Annotated in this window: 12 protein-coding genes; 6 read left to right on the top strand and 6 right to left on the bottom strand. The window is 69.4% G+C overall.

The features are described from left to right. The first annotated feature begins 6 nt into the window (after positions 1–6). From nuoL to BJY20_RS05680, 4 genes are read left to right on the top strand one after another with little or no spacing between them, the layout of a single operon-like run. Entirely contained in the window at positions 7–1956 is a 1950-nt protein-coding gene (gene nuoL, locus BJY20_RS05695) for an NADH-quinone oxidoreductase subunit L (protein WP_246297114.1), read from the top strand. Continuing rightward, the gene (locus BJY20_RS05690) at positions 1956–3662 is read left to right on the top strand and encodes an NADH-quinone oxidoreductase subunit M (protein ID WP_185990631.1); all 1707 of its coding nucleotides are present in this window, start codon (positions 1956–1958) and stop codon (positions 3660–3662) included. The genes nuoL and BJY20_RS05690 overlap by 1 nt, the downstream gene beginning before the upstream one ends. Next, positions 3662–5227 (top strand): NADH-quinone oxidoreductase subunit NuoN, encoded by a 1566-nt coding sequence (gene nuoN / locus BJY20_RS05685; RefSeq protein ID WP_185990630.1) that lies wholly within the window; start codon positions 3662–3664, stop codon positions 5225–5227. Before BJY20_RS05690 ends, nuoN begins: the two co-directional genes overlap by 1 nt. Further along, on the top strand, positions 5224–6237 hold the full coding sequence (locus BJY20_RS05680) for a polyprenyl synthetase family protein (RefSeq protein WP_185990629.1): 1014 nt from the start codon (positions 5224–5226) through the stop codon (positions 6235–6237). The genes nuoN and BJY20_RS05680 overlap by 4 nt, the downstream gene beginning before the upstream one ends. 10 nt (positions 6238–6247) lie before the next feature. Here BJY20_RS05680 and rarD read toward each other — a convergent pair whose 3' ends face one another. Further along, a complete protein-coding gene (rarD, locus tag BJY20_RS05675; RefSeq protein WP_185990628.1) occupies positions 6248–7186 on the bottom strand; it encodes an EamA family transporter RarD in 939 nt (312 codons plus the stop codon). 107 nt (positions 7187–7293) lie between these two features. Between rarD and BJY20_RS05670 the strand changes: the two genes are divergently transcribed. Then, positions 7294–8451, top strand: coding sequence for an alanine racemase (locus BJY20_RS05670; RefSeq protein ID WP_185990627.1), 1158 nt, complete (start codon positions 7294–7296; stop codon positions 8449–8451). Continuing rightward, positions 8448–9743: a D-arabinono-1,4-lactone oxidase gene (locus BJY20_RS05665; RefSeq protein ID WP_185990626.1), complete on the top strand. Its 1296-nt coding sequence runs from the start codon at positions 8448–8450 to the stop codon at positions 9741–9743. Before BJY20_RS05670 ends, BJY20_RS05665 begins: the two co-directional genes overlap by 4 nt. Before the next feature lie 27 nt (positions 9744–9770). Here BJY20_RS05665 and BJY20_RS05660 read toward each other — a convergent pair whose 3' ends face one another. The 5 genes from BJY20_RS05660 to BJY20_RS05640 all read right to left on the bottom strand — a co-directional run bounded on the left by BJY20_RS05660 (position 9771) and on the right by BJY20_RS05640 (position 15906). After that, the gene (locus BJY20_RS05660) at positions 9771–10871 is read right to left on the bottom strand and encodes a 2-oxoacid:ferredoxin oxidoreductase subunit beta (RefSeq protein ID WP_185990625.1); all 1101 of its coding nucleotides are present in this window, start codon (positions 10869–10871) and stop codon (positions 9771–9773) included. Beyond that, complete coding sequence (locus BJY20_RS05655) at positions 10868–12745, bottom strand: 2-oxoacid:acceptor oxidoreductase subunit alpha (protein WP_185990624.1); 1878 nt, start codon at positions 12743–12745, stop codon at positions 10868–10870. Before BJY20_RS05655 ends, BJY20_RS05660 begins: the two co-directional genes overlap by 4 nt. Positions 12746–12971: 226 nt before the next feature. Further along, complete coding sequence (locus tag BJY20_RS05650; RefSeq protein WP_185990623.1) at positions 12972–13475, bottom strand: hypothetical protein; 504 nt, start codon at positions 13473–13475, stop codon at positions 12972–12974. Further along, the gene (locus tag BJY20_RS15955) at positions 13439–14056 is read right to left on the bottom strand and encodes a DUF4870 domain-containing protein (protein WP_246297113.1); all 618 of its coding nucleotides are present in this window, start codon (positions 14054–14056) and stop codon (positions 13439–13441) included. The genes BJY20_RS05650 and BJY20_RS15955 overlap by 37 nt, the downstream gene beginning before the upstream one ends. 164 nt (positions 14057–14220) lie before the next feature. After that, positions 14221–15906 carry a M20/M25/M40 family metallo-hydrolase gene (locus tag BJY20_RS05640; RefSeq protein ID WP_343062788.1) on the bottom strand — a complete coding sequence of 562 codons (1686 nt, stop codon included), beginning with the start codon at positions 15904–15906 and terminating at the stop codon, positions 14221–14223. Positions 15907–15972: the final 66 nt, after the last annotated feature.

The raw sequence follows: 15972 nt of genomic DNA, 5'->3' as shown, positions 1-15972 counted from the left end.
GCCACCTTGCTCACCGCACTGTCTGCGACGGCTGCCCAGGGGAGCGCGGTCGCCGCGCCCGGGCCGGCCTCGGGGGTCACCGCCCTCGGCTGGTTGCTCGTCGCCCTGCCACTGCTCGGTGCTGCGCTGCTGCTCCTCGGCGGCCGGCTCACCGACTCCTTCGGTCCCCTGCTCGCGACCGCCCTGTCCTGGGCCTCCTTCGTCGTCGGGGCCGCGATCTTCGTGGCGCTGCTGGCGAAGGACCCCTCCGAGCGAGCCGCGTCGATCGAGCTGTACAACTGGGTCCCCGCCGGGTCGATCGACGTGACGGCCGGACTGCTCATCGACCCGCTGTCGGTGGCCTTCGTCCTGCTGGTGACCTTCGTCGGGTCGCTGATCCACGTCTACTCAATCGGGTACATGGAGCACGACCCGGACAAGCGTCGCTTCTTCGCCTACCTGAACCTCTTCGTGGCGTCGATGCTCCTGCTCGTCCTCGCCGACTCCTACCTCCTGCTCTTCGTCGGCTGGGAGGGCGTCGGCCTGGCGTCCTGGCTGCTCATCGGCTTCTGGAACCACAACCCGGCCTACGCCACTGCCGCGAACAAGGCCTTCGTCGTCAACCGTGTCGGTGACGTCGGGCTGATCCTGGCGATGTCGATGATGTTCGCGACCTTCGGCACCGCCGACTTCGGCGCGGTCAACGAGGGAGTCTCCGGTGCGAGCGAGGCCGCGGCCACCGGTATCGGCCTGCTCCTGCTGCTCGCCGCGTGCGGCAAGTCGGCGCAGTTCCCGCTGCAGTCCTGGCTGGGAGACGCCATGGCCGGCCCGACCCCGGTCTCGGCCCTGATCCACGCGGCGACGATGGTCACCGCAGGCGTCTACCTCATCGTGCGCAGCCACGTCCTCTTCGACGCCGCGCCGAACGCACAGCTCGCCGTCGTCATCGTCGGCGCGATCACCCTCGTCTACGGAGCGATCGTCGGGTGTGCGAAGGACGACCTGAAGAAGGCCCTCGCCGCGTCCACGATGAGCCAGATCGGCTACATGATGCTCGCCGCAGGCCTCGGTCCGGTCGGCTACGCCTTCGCGATCTTCCACCTGATCACGCACGGCTTCTTCAAGGCCGGCATGTTCCTCGGCGCCGGTTCGGTGATGCACGGGATGAACGACCAGGTCGACATGCGCCGCTTCGGCGGCCTCTCCGGGATGATGAAGATCACCTGGATCACCTTCGGCCTCGGCTGGCTCGCGATCCTGGGTGTTCCCCCCTTCTCCGGCTTCTGGAGCAAGGACAAGATCATCGAGGCCGCCTTCATCGGTGAGGGCTGGCGCCCGTGGGTCTTCGGTCTGGCCGCACTCATCGGTGCCGGCATCACCGCCTTCTACATGTCGCGCCTGTTCTTCATGACCTTCCACGGCAAGAAGCGCTGGAGCGATGACGTCGACCCGCACGAGTCGCCGCTGACGATGACCATCCCGATGATGGTCCTCGCCGTCGGTTCGGCGTTCCTGGGTCTCGTCCTGGCGACGGTCGCGCCGATCTCCACGTGGCTGGAGCCGACGCTCGGCCACGCCGACCACGACGAGCCGGTGCTGCCGGTGGCGGTGCTGATCATCGCCACGATGGTCGTCGTCGCGATCGGTGCCGTCTGGGCCTGGCTGGTCTACGGCCGGGACGAGGTGCCCACCGTGGCCCCCGTCGGTTCGGCCCTGACCCGCGCGGCCCGCAAGGACCTCTACCAGGACGACCTCAACGAGATCCTGCTCATGGGCCCGGGCATCAAGCTCACCCGTGGTCTGGTCGAGGTCGACCGTGACGTCGTCGACACCGGCGCGGTCGGCGGTCTGTCCCGCACGATCGCGCGCAGCGCGAACTGGTTGCGGCGGGCCCAGAACGGCTTCGCGCGCTCGTATGCCCTGACGATGCTCGCGGGCGTCGTCGCCTTCCTCGGAGCACTGTGGGTGATCAACTGATGGACAACATGCCCTGGCTCTCCCTGCTGATCGTCGTGCCGCTCGTCGGCGCGGGCGTGGTCGCGGCGCTGCCCTCACGCAACGCCGCGCTGGCCAAGCCGGTCGCCCTCGGAGTCTCCTTGCTCACCCTGCTGCTGGGTGTCGTCGCCACGGCGACGAGCTTCACCCGCGGTTCCAGCGAGCAGTTCCAGATGGTCGAGCAGCACGAGTGGATCCCGCAGCTCGGGGTCAGCTACGCGCTCGGCGTCGACGGCATCGCCATCGCCCTGATCCTCATGGCGCTCGTGCTCACCCCTGTCTGCCTGCTCGCCGCCTGGCACGACATCCCCGAGGGTGGTTCGCGGGAGAAGGGGTACTTCGCCCTTCTACTGCTGCTGCTGCCCTTCATGGTCGGTGTCTTCGCCGCGACCGACGTCTTCCTCTTCTACGTCTTCTTCGAGGCGATGCTCATCCCGGTGTACTTCCTCATCGGGATGTTCGGCGGGGACAACCGTCGCGGTGCGGCGCTGAAGTTCCTGCTCTTCAGCCTCGCCGGCGGACTGATCATGCTCGTCGGTGTCATCGCCCTCTACGTCCAGGGACCCGGTGGTGCGGACGGCTTCCTCGTCGAGAACCTCACCGGTCTGCAGATGAGCACGACGACCGGCCGCTGGTTGTTCATCGCCTTCTTCATCGCCTTCGCGGTCAAGGCGCCGATGTGGCCGGTCCACACCTGGCTCCCGGACGCGGCCGCCGCGTCCAAGCCGGCGGTGGCGACGCTGCTCGTCGGTGTGCTCGACAAGGTCGGCACCTTCGGGATGATCCGCTTCTGCCTCCAGCTCTTCCCGGAGGCCAGCCAGTGGGCCAGCCCGGTGGTCATCGTCCTCGCGGTATTCTCCGTGCTCTACGGCGCGATCCTGGCCATCGGCCAGGAGGACATGATGCGCCTGATCGCCTTCACCTCGATCAGCCACTTCGGCTTCATCGTGCTGGGCATCTTCGCCTTCACGTCGGCTTCCCACGCCGGCAGCAACCTGTACATGGTCAACCACGGCTTCGCCACGGCAGCGCTCTTCCTTCTCGCAGGGATGCTCATCGTGCGTCGTGGCAGCCAGCGCATCGACGACTACGGCGGCTGGCAGCGGGTCACCCCCGTGCTCGCCGGGCTGTTCCTGCTCGCCGGCCTGGCGAGCCTGTCGCTGCCGGGCCTGTCGCCCTTCGTCTCCGAGTTCCTGGTCATCGCGGGTACGTGGGGACGCCACCCGGTCGCGACCGCGTTCGCCGTGTGGGCCGTCGTCCTCGCGGCCCTGTACATCCTGCTGATGTACAAGCGGATCTTCACCGGTCCGCCACCGGTCATCGGGGAGTCGGACGAAGGCGATGTCCTGAGGAGCGACGAAGTGGGTCCCACGCACCGCGTGGGCGCCTCGAAGGGGGTCGAGTCGCCGGCCCCCGCGGACGTGCAGTACGTGCGTGCGGACGTCGACGCCGCCCGCCCGGCCCGTCGCCTGCCCGCAGCGGTGGCGGACCTCGGCCTGCGGGAGAAGGTCGTCATGGCTCCGATCGTGGCTTCGCTGGTGCTGCTCGGGTTCTTCCCCGCGCCGGTGCTGGACACGCTCAACCCCGCCGTCGAGCGCACCCTCGAGATCGTCGGTGTCTCAGACGTGGCCCCGACCGCACCCTCTGGGCCGGCCGATGCCAGCTCGACCTCCGGGAGTGACCACTGATGCCCTTCGTCCTGCCCATCGCCTTCGAAGCGCCCCAGATCAGCTACTGGGCGCTCTCGCCGATGATCGTGCTCCTCGTGGGCGCCTTCGTCGGAGTGCTCGTCGAGGCCTTCGTCCGCCGCCCGAGTCGCCACCTGACCCAGGTGGTCGTCGCGCTGGCCACGGTCGTGCTCTCCTTCGCCGCCCTGGTCCTGATGACCGGTGACCAGGTCGGGGTGACCGTCGGCGGCACCGTCGTCGTCGACGAGACCACCCGCTTCTTCCAGGGTGCGCTGCTCGTCCTGGGCCTGCTCGGACTGCTGGTGATGGCAGACCGCCTCGGTGGTGAGACCGCCGATGCCTTCACCCCGATGGGTGCGGCGAGCCCGGGGTCCAACCTCGAGGCACAGGCGGCCCGCAGGGGCTGGGGGACCACCGAGGTCTTCCCGCTGACGCTCTTCGCGCTGGCCGGCATGCTGCTCTTCCCGGCGTCGAACGACCTGCTGACGATGTTCGTCGCGCTGGAGGTCCTGTCGCTGCCGCTGTACCTGATGTCGGGCCTGGCCCGGCGTCGCCGGCTGCTCTCGCAGGAGGCCGCGATGAAGTACTTCCTGCTCGGCGCCTTCTCCTCCGGTTTCTTCCTCTTCGGCGCAGCACTGCTCTACGGTTACGCCGGATCACTGCACCTGGCCGACATCGCCGAGGCCACGAGCACCTCGAACGGCAACTTCGAGGGCCTGCTGCTGCCCGGCGTCGCCATGGTCATCATCGGCCTGCTCTTCAAGGTCGGGGCCGTCCCGTTCCACTCGTGGACCCCGGACGTCTACCAGGGCGCGCCCAGCCCCGTCACCGGTTTCATGGCCGCCGCGACCAAGGCCGCTGCCTTCGGTGCGCTGGTCCGGCTGCTCTACGTCGGGTTGGAGACCACCCGGTGGGAGTGGCACATGGGTGTCGTCGTCATCGCCGCCCTGACCATGGTCGTCGGTGCGGTCCTGTCGGTCACCCAGACGGACATCAAGCGACTGCTCGCCTACTCGGCGATCTCGCACGCCGGCTTCATCCTCGTGGCCCTGATCGCCTTCGACGTCACGGCCATCACGGGTGTGCTCTTCTACGTCGTCTCCTACGGCATCTCGACCATCGCGGTCTTCGCCATCGTCCACCTCGTGCGCGAGCGTGAGGCCGAGGCGACCCACCTGTCCCAGTGGGCCGGGCTGGGTCGTCGGCACCCGTGGATCTCGGCGGCCTTCTCGCTGCTGATGTTGGCCTTCGCCGGAATCCCGCTGACCTCGGGCTTCACGGCCAAGGTCGCGGCGTTCATGCCCGCCCTGGAGCACGGTGGTCTCTCCGGGACGGTGCTGGTCGTCATCGGTGTGCTGGCCTCGGCCGTCACGGCCTTCGTCTACGTGCGCCTGATCGTGCTCATGTACTTCACCGAGCCCACGGGTGAGGTCGTGGTCGCGACGCCGGCCACGATGTCGCTCCTGGTCATCACCGTCGGCGTCCTCGTGACGATCGTCCTGGGTGTCTACCCCGGCCCGCTGCTCGAGCTCGCCGAGCAGTCCAGCGTGCTCATCACGCGATGACGGACGCGACCAGCACGACGCCGCCCCTCCTCGCGCTGCCACGCACGAGCGAGGAGCTGAGCACTCGCCTCGCGGCCGGTCTGGAGCGGGTCGAGCGGATGATCATCGATCGCGCGCAGAACGAGAGCGATTTCATCACCGAGGCGAACCTGCACCTCGCGAAGGCGGGAGGCAAGCGCTTCCGTCCGGTCCTGACGATGCTCGTCGCCGAGCTGGGTGACGGGATCGACGACAAGGTCGTTGCGGCGGCCGCGGGCGTCGAGCTGACCCACCTGGCCAGCCTGTACCACGACGACGTCATGGACGAGGCCGATCTGCGTCGGGGTGCGCCGAGCGCCAACGCGCTGTACGGCAACTCGACGGCGATCCTCGTCGGCGACCTCCTCTTCGGCACCGCGTCGGACATCATCGCCGACCTCGGTGCCGACGCGGTGAGGATCCAGGCGCGGACGTTCATCCGCCTGTGCTCGGGGCAGATCCGCGACGACCGTCCCTGCCCGCAGGGCCAGGACCCTCGTGAGTACTACCGCGGGGTCCTCGCCGACAAGACGGGGGTCCTCGTCGCCACCGCCGCCCGCTACGGTGCGATGTACAGCGGCTGCTCGGACGACGTCGTCGCCGCCGTGACCGAGTACGGCGAGCGGCTGGGAGTGGCCTTCCAGCTGGCCGACGACCTCATCGACATCGCGAGCGAGTCGGGGGAGACCGGCAAGACCCCGGGTACCGACCTGCGCGAGGGCAAGCGCACCCTCCCCGTGCTCAACGTCCTGGCCTCCACGGACCCGGCCGATGCCGAGCTGCAGGACCTCCTGCGCTCGGACCTGAGGGACCAGGACCGTCTCGACCGGGCCCTGGAGCTGCTGCGGGCCCACTCCGCGATGGCGCAGGCCCGCGATGAGACCCTCGCGGTCGGCCGCGGGGCCGTCGAGGCCCTTGCGCCGCTGCCGGACAGCGACGCCAAGGCGGCGCTCATCGCCCTGATGGACGGCGTCGTCCACCGCGTCGGCTGACGCCGTCCGGTCACAAGGGCTCGACCGGCTCCAAGGACTCGGCCTCGTCGGCAGGTGGACGGCGGCGGCGACGGGCGGTGGCCAGCGAGTCGATGCTGAGGAAGATCAACGCGACCCAGACGATCGCGAAACCGACCCAACGCTGCGTGCTCAACTGCTCCTGCAGGATCGTGACGCTGACAATCAGCTGCAGCACGGGGGTGATGAACTGGATCAGCCCGATCGTCACGAGCGGGATCCGTCGGGCCGCCTCGGCGAAGAGCAGCAGCGGGATCGCCGTGACCACGCCGGCCGAGACGAGCAGCAGCAGATGCCAGGTGCCCTCACTGGTGAAGGTCGACTCGCCGGTCGCCGAGAGCCACCACACCAGGCCCAGCGCGGGAGGGGCGAGGAAGATCGTCTCCGCGGACAACGAGCTGAGTGCCGGCAGGGTGGCGCCGAGGCGCTTCTTGGTCAGGCCGTACCCGCCGAAGGAGCAGGCGAGCACGAGCGAGATCCACGGCAACCCGCCCCCGGCGAGGGTGAGGTAGAGGGCGGCCAGGGCGCCGATGCCCACGGCGACCCACTGCAGCCGCCGCAACCGTTCGCCCAGGACGAGTACCCCGAGGGCGACGGTGACGATCGGGTTGAGGAAGTAGCCCAGAGCCGCCTCGTTCGTGCGTCCGGTACCGACGGCGTAGACGTAGACGAACCAGTTGACGCCGATGAGGTAGGCCGCGATCCCGACTCCGAGCGCCAACCGACCGCGCAGCTGCCGCAGCAGGTCGAGCAGCTCGTGACGGAGCACGAGGATGAAGGCGCAGAGCACGAGTGTCCACAGGATCCGGTGGGCGAGGATCTCGTCCGCGCCGGCGGGGCGCAGGGCGTGGAAGTACAGGGGGAAGAGTCCCCAGATGCCGTAAGCGAGCCAGGCGGCCACGACGCCGAGCCCGTGGCGTTCACGAGTCACCTGCTCGAGGCTACGCGCCGGGGACCGCGGCGACGCCGACAGCAGGTCATTGCACCCGGCCGCATGGTTCCTGCCGGATGTATTGACTCCCGGGTAACGTTGGGTTGATGAACCGAGCCACTGCCTGGGAGAGGGCGACGCAGGGGCGGGCCGCCCCCTTCGCCGTCGTCGATCTCGATGCCTTTGACACCAATGCTGCCGACCTCGCCCGTCGTGCCGCCGGGCGGCCGATCCGGGTGGCGAGCAAGTCGATCCGGGTGCGCCACCTGCTTCAGCGGGCGCTGGAGCACGAGGGTTTCGCGGGAGTGATGTCCTACTCGCTGCGCGAGGCGCTGTGGTTGTCCGGGACCGGGGTGAGGGACCTCTTCGTGGCCTACCCGACGACGGATCGTGGCGCCCTGGAGATGTTGGCTCACGACGAGCAGGCGCTGGAGGAGATCGCGATCGCCGTCGACTCCGCCGAGCAGGTCGACGCCCTGCAGCGCTGGCTACCCGCCGGCGCCCCCGTGCGCGTCGTCATCGACGTCGACGCCTCGCTGCGGGTCGGCCCGGCGCACCTGGGCGTGCGCCGCAGCCCGATCCGCTCCCCGCGCCGCGCGGCCGCCGTCGCAACGGCCGCCCGTCGGGCGGGGCTGCGGGTCGTGGGGCTGATGTTCTACGACGCCCAGATCGCCGGGCTGCCGGACAGCTCGGCGGCGGTGCGCTTCGTCAAGGCACGCAGCGATGCCTCCCTCCAACGGCGACGCGGCGCCGTGCGCAGGGCGGTCGAGGAGGCGGTCGGCCCCCTTCGCATCGTCAACGGTGGCGGCACCGGCTCGCTCGAGGTGACCGGCACCGACCCCGCCCTCACCGAGCTCGCCGCCGGCTCCGGCCTGGTCGGCCCGACACTCTTCGACGGCTACGACGCGTTCAGCCCGCAACCGGCGGTGGCCTTCGCGCTGCCCGTCGTCCGGCGCCCCGCGAAGAACATCGTCACCGTCTTCTCCGGCGGGTACATCGCCTCCGGCCCGGCGGGGGCGAACCGGGTGCCATCCGTGCATCACCCCCGGGGGCTGGACCTCATCAGCTCCGAGGGTGCCGGTGAGGTGCAGACGCCCCTGCGCGGCAAGGCCGCTCGAGACCTCGACCTCGGGGACCGCGTGTGGTTCCGGCACGCCAAGGCGGGGGAGCTCGCCGAGCGGTTCGACGAGTACGTGGTGGTGCGCGGTGACGAGGTCGTCGACGTCGTGCCCACCTATCGCGGCGAAGGGAAGAACTTCGGATGAGCAGCTGGTCGAACTGGGCCGGAAACGTCGACATGACCCCGGTCGGCGTCCTGCGCCCCCACACCCCGTCCGAGCTCGCCGATCTGGTGGCGGAGGCCGCAAGAGCAGGAAGACGGGTGCGTCCGGTCGGCTCGGGGCACTCGTTCACCGCGATCGCCGCCCCGGCCGACCTGCAGCTCAGCCTCGAGCACCTCAGTGGCGTGCTGTCCGCCGACCGGGAGACCGGGCGGGTCAGGGTGCTCGCGGGGACCCCCCTTCGCACGCTGACCCGGGCACTCGACGCGCTCGGGCTGGCCATGCCCAACCTCGGGGACATCGACGCCCAGACCATCTCCGGCGCGCTGTCGACCGGGACCCACGGCACCGGGGCGGCCCTGCCGGGACTGGCCGCGGCCACGGTCGGTCTGCGCCTGGTCACCCCGGACGGGCGGGACTGCTGGGTCGACGCCTCGGACCCCGAGCTCTTCGGTGCCGCCCGACTCGGTCTGGGCGCCCTCGGCGTCGTGACCGAGATCGAGCTCGCCTGCATCCCGGCCTACCGACTGCGAGCCGTCGAGCGGCCCGACTCACTCGACGCGGTGCTCCCGCGGCTGCAGGAGCACTTCGACGCCCACCGGCACTTCGAGATGTACTGGTTCCCCGGCACGCGCCGGGTCAACACCAAGGCCAACGACCTCGTCGCCGACGAGGTCGACGAGCCGCTGGCGACCTGGCGGTACAAGCTCGACGACGAGTTCCTGTCCAACACCGTCTTCGGCGCGGCCAATGCGGTGGTGACGAAGTTCCCCCGAGCCGTGCTGCCCTTCAACGAGATCGCCGCGCGCGCCCTGACGGAGCGCTCCTACACGGGTCCGTCCTACGAGGTCTTCTGCACGCCGCGCACGGTGCGCTTCGTCGAGTCCGAGTACGCCGTTCCCAGGGAGGCCGCCGAGAGCGTCATCAGCGACCTGGCAGCCTGGGTGGAGCGGCGTCGGGAGCCGATCTCCTTCCCGGTCGAGGTGCGGGTCGCCGCTCCCGACGACATCTGGTTGTCGACGGGGCACGAGCGGGCGAACGCCTACATCGCGGTGCACCAGTACCATGCCGGCGCCTACCGGGACTACTTCGACGCCTTCGAGGAGATCGCCGCGGCCCACGGCGGCCGGCCGCACTGGGGCAAGATGCACACCCTCGGTCTCGAGGAGCTGAGTGCTCTCTACCCTCGGATGGACGACTTCCGCGCGGTGCGCGACCGGCTCGACCCGGACCGCGTCCTCGCCAACGACTACCTGGAGCGCGTCCTCGGCCCCTGACCACCCGTGCGCACGGTGGGGGAGGTCCTACTCGACGGTCCAGGTGTCGTTGCCCAGGAGCAGGTCCTGCAGGGCGGCGTCGTCGGCGGGGCCGCCGGCGAGGTCGATCGCGGACTCGACCTGCGCACGGGTCTGGTCGTCGTAGGTCGGGCGGTCGAGCGAGCGGAAGATGCCCATCGGTACGTGTGTCATCGACTCGGAGTCCAGCCGGCTGATCGAGAAGGCCTGACTGGGGTCGGACAGGGCCACGTCGTGGACGACGACGTGGTCGGCCAGGCCCCGTGAGGACACCTCGTCCTCGGGGACGAAGGTGACCGAGCCCCCTTCGCCACGCACGAGGACCTCGCGCTCGCCCTCGTCACCGATGGTGACCGGCTCGCCGTCGACGAGGTGGACCAGGCGGGCCTTCTTCTGCTCGACGTCCTTGATCAGCTCGAAGGCGCCGTCGTTGAAGATCGGGCAGTTCTGGTAGATCTCGACCAGCGACGTGCCGCGGTGGGCCGCGGCCTGCTTGAGCACCTCGGTCAGGTGCTGGCGGTCGGAGTCCATCGTGCGCGCGACGAAGGTCGCCTCGGCACCCAGCGCGAGGGATACCGGGTTGAAGGGGGCGTCGACGCTGCCCATCGGCGAGGACTTGGTCACCAGGCCGGGCTGCGACGTCGGGCTGTACTGCCCCTTGGTCAGGCCGTAGATCCGGTTGTTGAAGAGCAGGATCGTCAGGTTGACGTTGCGGCGCATCGCGTGGATGAGGTGGTTGCCGCCGATCGACAGTGCATCGCCGTCACCGGTGACGACCCACACCGACAGGTCCTCGCGGCTGGTCGCCAGCCCCGTCGCGATCGCCGGGGCGCGCCCGTGGATCGAGTGCATGCCGTAGGTGTCGAGGTAGTACGGGAAGCGTGAGGAGCAGCCGATCCCGGAGACGAAGGTGATGTTCTCCTTGCGCAGCCCGAGCTCGGGCAGGAAGCCCTGCACCGCGGCGAGGACCGCGTAGTCGCCGCAGCCGGGGCACCAGCGCACCTCCTGGTCGGACGCGAAGTCCTTGCGGGTCTGCTTCTCGCCATCAGCGGCCGCGGGCACGCCGGCGGTGCCGGAGGCGACGGTGGGGATACCGAGATCCATGGTCATGCTCGAACCTCCATCAGAGCTGCGTCGATGACTTCGACGAGGTCGGCGACCTTGAAGGGCAGGCCGCGCACCGAGGTGTGGGAACGGATGTCGACGAGGTACTCCGCGCGCAGGAGCATCGCCAGCTGGCCGAGGTTCATCTCCGGCACGATGACGCGCTCGTAGCGTCGCAGGACCTCACCGGTGTTGGCGGGGAAGGGGCTGAGGTGGCGCAGGTGCGCGTGGGCGACGGACTCGCCGCGGGTGCGCAGTCGGCGCACGGCCGCGAGGTTGGGCCCGTACGTCGAGCCCCAGCCCAGGACGAGGACCGAGGCGTCGCCGGTCGGGTCGTCGACCTCGAGGTCACCGATCCCATCGGCGACCTTGGCGACCTTCTCGGCGCGGGTGCGCACCATCAGGTCGTGGTTGTCAGGGTCGTAGGAGATGTTGCCGGTCTTCGAGTCCTTCTCGATGCCGCCGACGCGGTGCTCGAGGCCAGCGGTGCCGGGCACGGCCCACGCCCGGGCGAGGGTCTCCTCGTCGCGGACGTAGGGGTGGAAGACGGCGTTGCCCTTGGCGTCCTCGCCGTTGGTCTCGGTGGCCAGCTGGACGGGAAAGTGTGGGAGGTCCTCGACGGCGGGCACCTGCCACGGCTCGGAGCCGTTGGCCAGGTAGCCGTCGGAGAGCAGGAAGACCGGGGTGCGGTAGGTCGTGGCGATCCGCACCGCCTCCAGTGCCGCGGAGAAACAGTCCGCGGAGGTCTGCGGGGCGATGATCGGCACCGGGGACTCGCCGTTGCGCCCGAACATCGCCTGCAGCAGGTCGGACTGCTCGGTCTTGGTCGGCAGACCCGTGCTGGGGCCGCCGCGTTGGACGTCGACGATGACCAGCGGCAGCTCGAGGCTGACGGCCAGACCGATGGTCTCGGACTTCAGCGCCACTCCGGGGCCGGAGGTCGTCGTCACGCCGATCGACCCGCCGAAGGAGGCGCCCAGGGCCATGCCGACGGCCGCGATCTCGTCCTCCGCCTGGATGGTCGTCACGTTGTGGCGCTTGAACCCGGACAGAGCATGCAGCACGTCGCTGGCCGGGGTGATCGGGTAGGAGCCGAGCACGAGCGGACGACCGGCCCGGTGCGCCCCGCTGACCAGCCCGAGGGCCAGCGCGGTGTTGCCGGTGATGTTGCGGTAGGTGCCCGGCGGGGTCGGAGCCGCCTCGACCATGACCGGGACGGCGAAGTCCTCGGTGGTCTCGCCGTAGTTCCACCCCGCGCGCAGCGCGGCGAGGTTGGCGGCGAGGATGTCCGGCTTGGCGCCGAACTTGCTGGTGAGGAACTCCTCCGTGGCACTGATCGGCCGGGAGTACATCCACGACAGCAGGCCGAGGGCGAACATGTTCTTCGCCCGCTGCTTCTCCTTGCGGGTGAGGGAGTCGAACTCGGCAAGCGCCTCGACGGTGATCGAGGTCAGCGGCAGGGGATGCACGTGCCACGAGTCGAGGGAGTCGTCGTCGACCGGGCTGCTCGTCCACCCGACCTTCTTGAGGTTGCGGGTGGAGAACTCGTCGGTGTTGACGATGATCGTCGCGCCGCGCGGGACGTCGGCGAGGTTGGCCTTCAGGGCCGCGGGGTTCATCGCGACGAGCACGTCGGGGGCGTCGCCGGGGGTGAGGATGTCCCAGCTGGCGAAGTGCAGCTGGAAGGAGCTCACCCCGGCCATCGTCCCCTGGGGGGCACGGATCTCGGCCGGGAAGTTCGGCAGCGTCGACAGGTCGTTGCCCAGTGCCGCGCTGTCGGCCGTGAACCGGTCACCGGTCAACTGCATGCCGTCACCGGAGTCGCCGGCGAAGCGGATGATGACACGGTCCCTGGTCTCGGTCGGCGTGCTGGTGCTCATGGTGGCTGGTCGGCCCCTTGCGGAAAGTCGGTACTCGTCCGGGATCCCGGACGTTCTTCCATGGTAGGTCGTGGAAAATCCCGAAACCCAGTGGTTCACGTTATGAGATGCATAACTTTAGATTATGTAAGGCGCAGGAGGGGCGGGTTCGCGGACGATCGCGGCGCCATACGACGTGTGGACACCTGTGTCCGGGTATTTCTCGTGCCTGATAGGTCCAACGCCATCAGGCTCTGATGTATGCCTGATCATCGGGGAGGGCCACCTCCAGTGCCTCGCCCACGGCCAGGTCCGGCAAGGGCGGGAGCAGCAGCTCGACCACTGTCGAGGGCTGCTGGTGCATCGGCTTGGTCTCCGGGTGGGGGAGGTGGACGAGCCCCTCGTGCTCCTTCTCGTTCCGCCGTACCCGGCACTCGAGGAAGGAGAAGGTTTCCGGGCCGTGCACCTGGGTCCACTCCACGTCGGGGAAGGTCCACCACGGTATGAGTGGCTGCAACCGGTACGGAGCGAGGTCTGGGTCCCACGCTCCGCGTGGGCGGTTGACCGTCGCCATGACGAAGGGGGTCAGGTCCAGTCCCCGGGCCGCGAAGTGCGGCGCCTGCAGAGCGATCGTCCCCCGGGCGAAGGGGGAGTCGCTCGCGCGACCGGAGGCGACCCCGTGGCCGGCGACGACGACCCCCTTCGCCCGGCAGGTCACCTGACGAACTGCGGCGTCAGCGGTGGTGCCCACCACTCACCGTTGTTGGCCTTGACGGCACCGACGACGTGGATGATGACCGCGACGATGATCACGATCGGGTAGAAGAGGAAGCCGATCAGCACGAACATCAGCAGCGAGGACAGGATCAGCAGGATCGCGGTGATGATCTGCACGTTGAGGCTGTTGGCCGCGTGCTGGCGCACGAAGGGGCCACGGTCCTTGTACAGCAGGAAGATCACCAGCGAGCCGACGAAGCCCAGGGTCCCCACGCTCAGCGGCAGGAGGATCGCGGGGACGAGGTGGGAGAGCATCCCGAGGTTGCGCTCCTCGGCGGGTGTGAGCGGTGTCTTGGTGTCCCAGACCCCGCTCTGGGGTGGGAACTGGCGCTGCGGGTTGCTGTACGGGTCCTGCCCCTGTGCGGGCGGCGGCGGCCCCTGCTGACCGCCCTCCTGGGGCTGCCCCTGCGGTGCCGACCCGCCCTGCTGCTGGCCCTGCGGCGACTGGCCCTGCGGCGTCGTGCCGGGCGGCGGCGGAGGCCCCTGTGGGCCCGGGGTCTGCGAGTGCTGCCCGTGCGTGTCCGGGTCCTGCGGGTGCTCTGACGGGGTGCTCATGTGTGTCCTCCTGTGGAAGTCCTACCCCTGACTCTGCCCTCTGAAGCGGGGAGAGTCCATGAGGCAGCCCGCCCGGACGCGGGTGGGGGCAACCCCCCTTCGCCATGACCGCATGCGAAGGGGCGGTCGGCTGCAGCCGACCGCCCCGTCACCGGTGACTTCTCTCAGTCCATCGTGCTGCGACGCCTGATGGCGACGACGGCGCCGGCGGTCATCCCGGCCAGCAGCAGGCCGCCCAGGGCGGTGCCACCGGCCACGTCCGAGCCGAAGCCGTCGGTCTGCACCACCTCCGGGATCTCCGGCTCGTCACCCGGCTCCTGAGGGGACTCCTCGTCACCCGGCTCCTCGGGGGACTCCTCGTCACCCGGCTCCTCGGGGGACTCCTCGTCACCCGGCTCCTCGGTGCCGGGCTCCTCCGGGGCGACCGGCTCGGCGAGCGTGATCGTCGCGTGGGCGATCGCGTCGCTCATGATGCCCAGCGCCTCGGTGTTGATGTTGCTCAGGTCGTCCCCGACGGAGTGGTAGTTCGGGTCGTAGGTGATGCCGGCGGTCCCGCCGAACATCTCGACCTCCTCTGCCGTCTTGGTGCCGTCGGCACCGGAGAACAGGCCCGATGCCGGGACCCCGGCGTTGATGAAGGCCGAGTAGTCGCTGCGACCGGAGAACTCCGAGTCGACCCACGGCTGGCCCGATGCGTCGAAGTAGTCGGTGAAGACGTCCTCGATCGCCGTGGAGCCGGCCGGCACGTCGACGGGAGCCTCGTACGTCGACTCGTCGGCGTCGTAGACACCGACGACGTAGTTCGGCGAGCCGATCATGTCGAAGTTGAGGTAGGACGAGATGCTGTCCAGAGCCGCGGGGTCGTTTGCCTGGAGGTCCGCGACGTAGTGGTCGGACCCGAGCAGCCCGAGCTCCTCGGCGCCCCAGAAGGCGAAGCGCACCTTGTTCTTCAGCTCGTCGACCTTCGCCAGCTGGACGGCGGTCTCGAGGATGCCGGCACTGCCGGAGCCGTTGTCGTTGATGCCCGGGCCGTCGTGAACGCTGTCGAGGTGGGCGCCGAGCATGACCACGTCGTCATCGCTGCCGGTGCTGGTCTCGGTCAGGATGTTGAACGTCTCACGCTGCTCCATCGTCTTGTCGAGCGCGAAGGACATCGTCACCGTGCCGTTGTCCATCTTCGCCAGCAGCGCCTCGCCCTCGGCCATGGTGATGCCGGTCGCGGGTGCACTCGTGGGCTCGACGCCACCGAGGGTGCCGTTGAGCTCGCCCTCCTCGTTGTTGTAGATGATCACGGCCTCGGCGCCGGCCTCACCGGCGGTGACGGCCTTCTGCCCGAACGAGCACTCGCCGCGGCTGACGAGGGCGATGTCGCTGTCTCCGCTGAGGTCGACCCCGTCCCACGCGGTGGCCTCGCAGCCGATCGCGCTCGTCGGGGCGACCAAGGCACCCTCGATACCGCCTTGGGGCGTGGGCTGGCTGTACGACATCGGTGCCTGCTCGACCTCCCGTGCATCCGGGGAGACCTCGGTCAGGCTCGTGGAGTTCACCACCTCGTACATGAAGGTGAACGGCTGGCGCGTCGTCTCGTATCCGGCTGCCTGCAACGTCTGCTCGACGTAGGCGGCGCTGGCCTCGTAGCCGGCCGTGCCGGCCCCGCGATTGCCGTCGTTGGCGTCGGCGATCGACTGGAGCTGCTCCAGGTGGCCGAAGACGTTGTCGACGGTGACTGACTCGGTGAACTCCGGCGAGTCGCCGGGAGCATTTGCGTGGGCAGATCCGGCCGTGACGGTCGTCAGGGCCAGCGCTGCCGTGGCTGCTGCCGCGGTGGCGGCTGCGGTACGTGAACGCACGTGTGTCCTCCCAGAGTTTCGGATGTGCCCCGTTGCACATCCGCGCCCGAGGGTAATGGTGATTGC

Origin of the sequence: Janibacter cremeus (assembly GCF_013409205.1) — a bacterium.
GTDB classification, from domain to species: Bacteria; Actinomycetota; Actinomycetes; order Actinomycetales; family Dermatophilaceae; genus Janibacter; species Janibacter cremeus.
The sequence above is the reverse complement of the archived record's forward strand: the minus strand, read 5'-3'. Positions and strand labels throughout refer to the sequence as shown.

Bases quoted from the DNA above. Each gene is read 5' to 3' on its own strand.
- BJY20_RS05690 (WP_185990631.1), top strand. From the start codon at position 1,956: ATGGACAACATGCCCTGGCTCTCCCTGCTGATCGTCGTGCCGCTCGTC.
- nuoN (WP_185990630.1), top strand. From the start codon at position 3,662: ATGCCCTTCGTCCTGCCCATCGCCTTCGAAGCGCCCCAGATCAGCTAC.
- BJY20_RS05680 (WP_185990629.1), top strand. From the start codon at position 5,224: ATGACGGACGCGACCAGCACGACGCCGCCCCTCCTCGCGCTGCCACGC.
- BJY20_RS05670 (WP_185990627.1), top strand. From the start codon at position 7,294: ATGAACCGAGCCACTGCCTGGGAGAGGGCGACGCAGGGGCGGGCCGCC.
- BJY20_RS05665 (WP_185990626.1), top strand. From the start codon at position 8,448: ATGAGCAGCTGGTCGAACTGGGCCGGAAACGTCGACATGACCCCGGTC.
- BJY20_RS05660 (WP_185990625.1), bottom strand. From the start codon at position 10,871: ATGACCATGGATCTCGGTATCCCCACCGTCGCCTCCGGCACCGCCGGC.
- BJY20_RS05655 (WP_185990624.1), bottom strand. From the start codon at position 12,745: ATGAGCACCAGCACGCCGACCGAGACCAGGGACCGTGTCATCATCCGC.
- BJY20_RS15955 (WP_246297113.1), bottom strand. From the start codon at position 14,056: ATGAGCACCCCGTCAGAGCACCCGCAGGACCCGGACACGCACGGGCAG.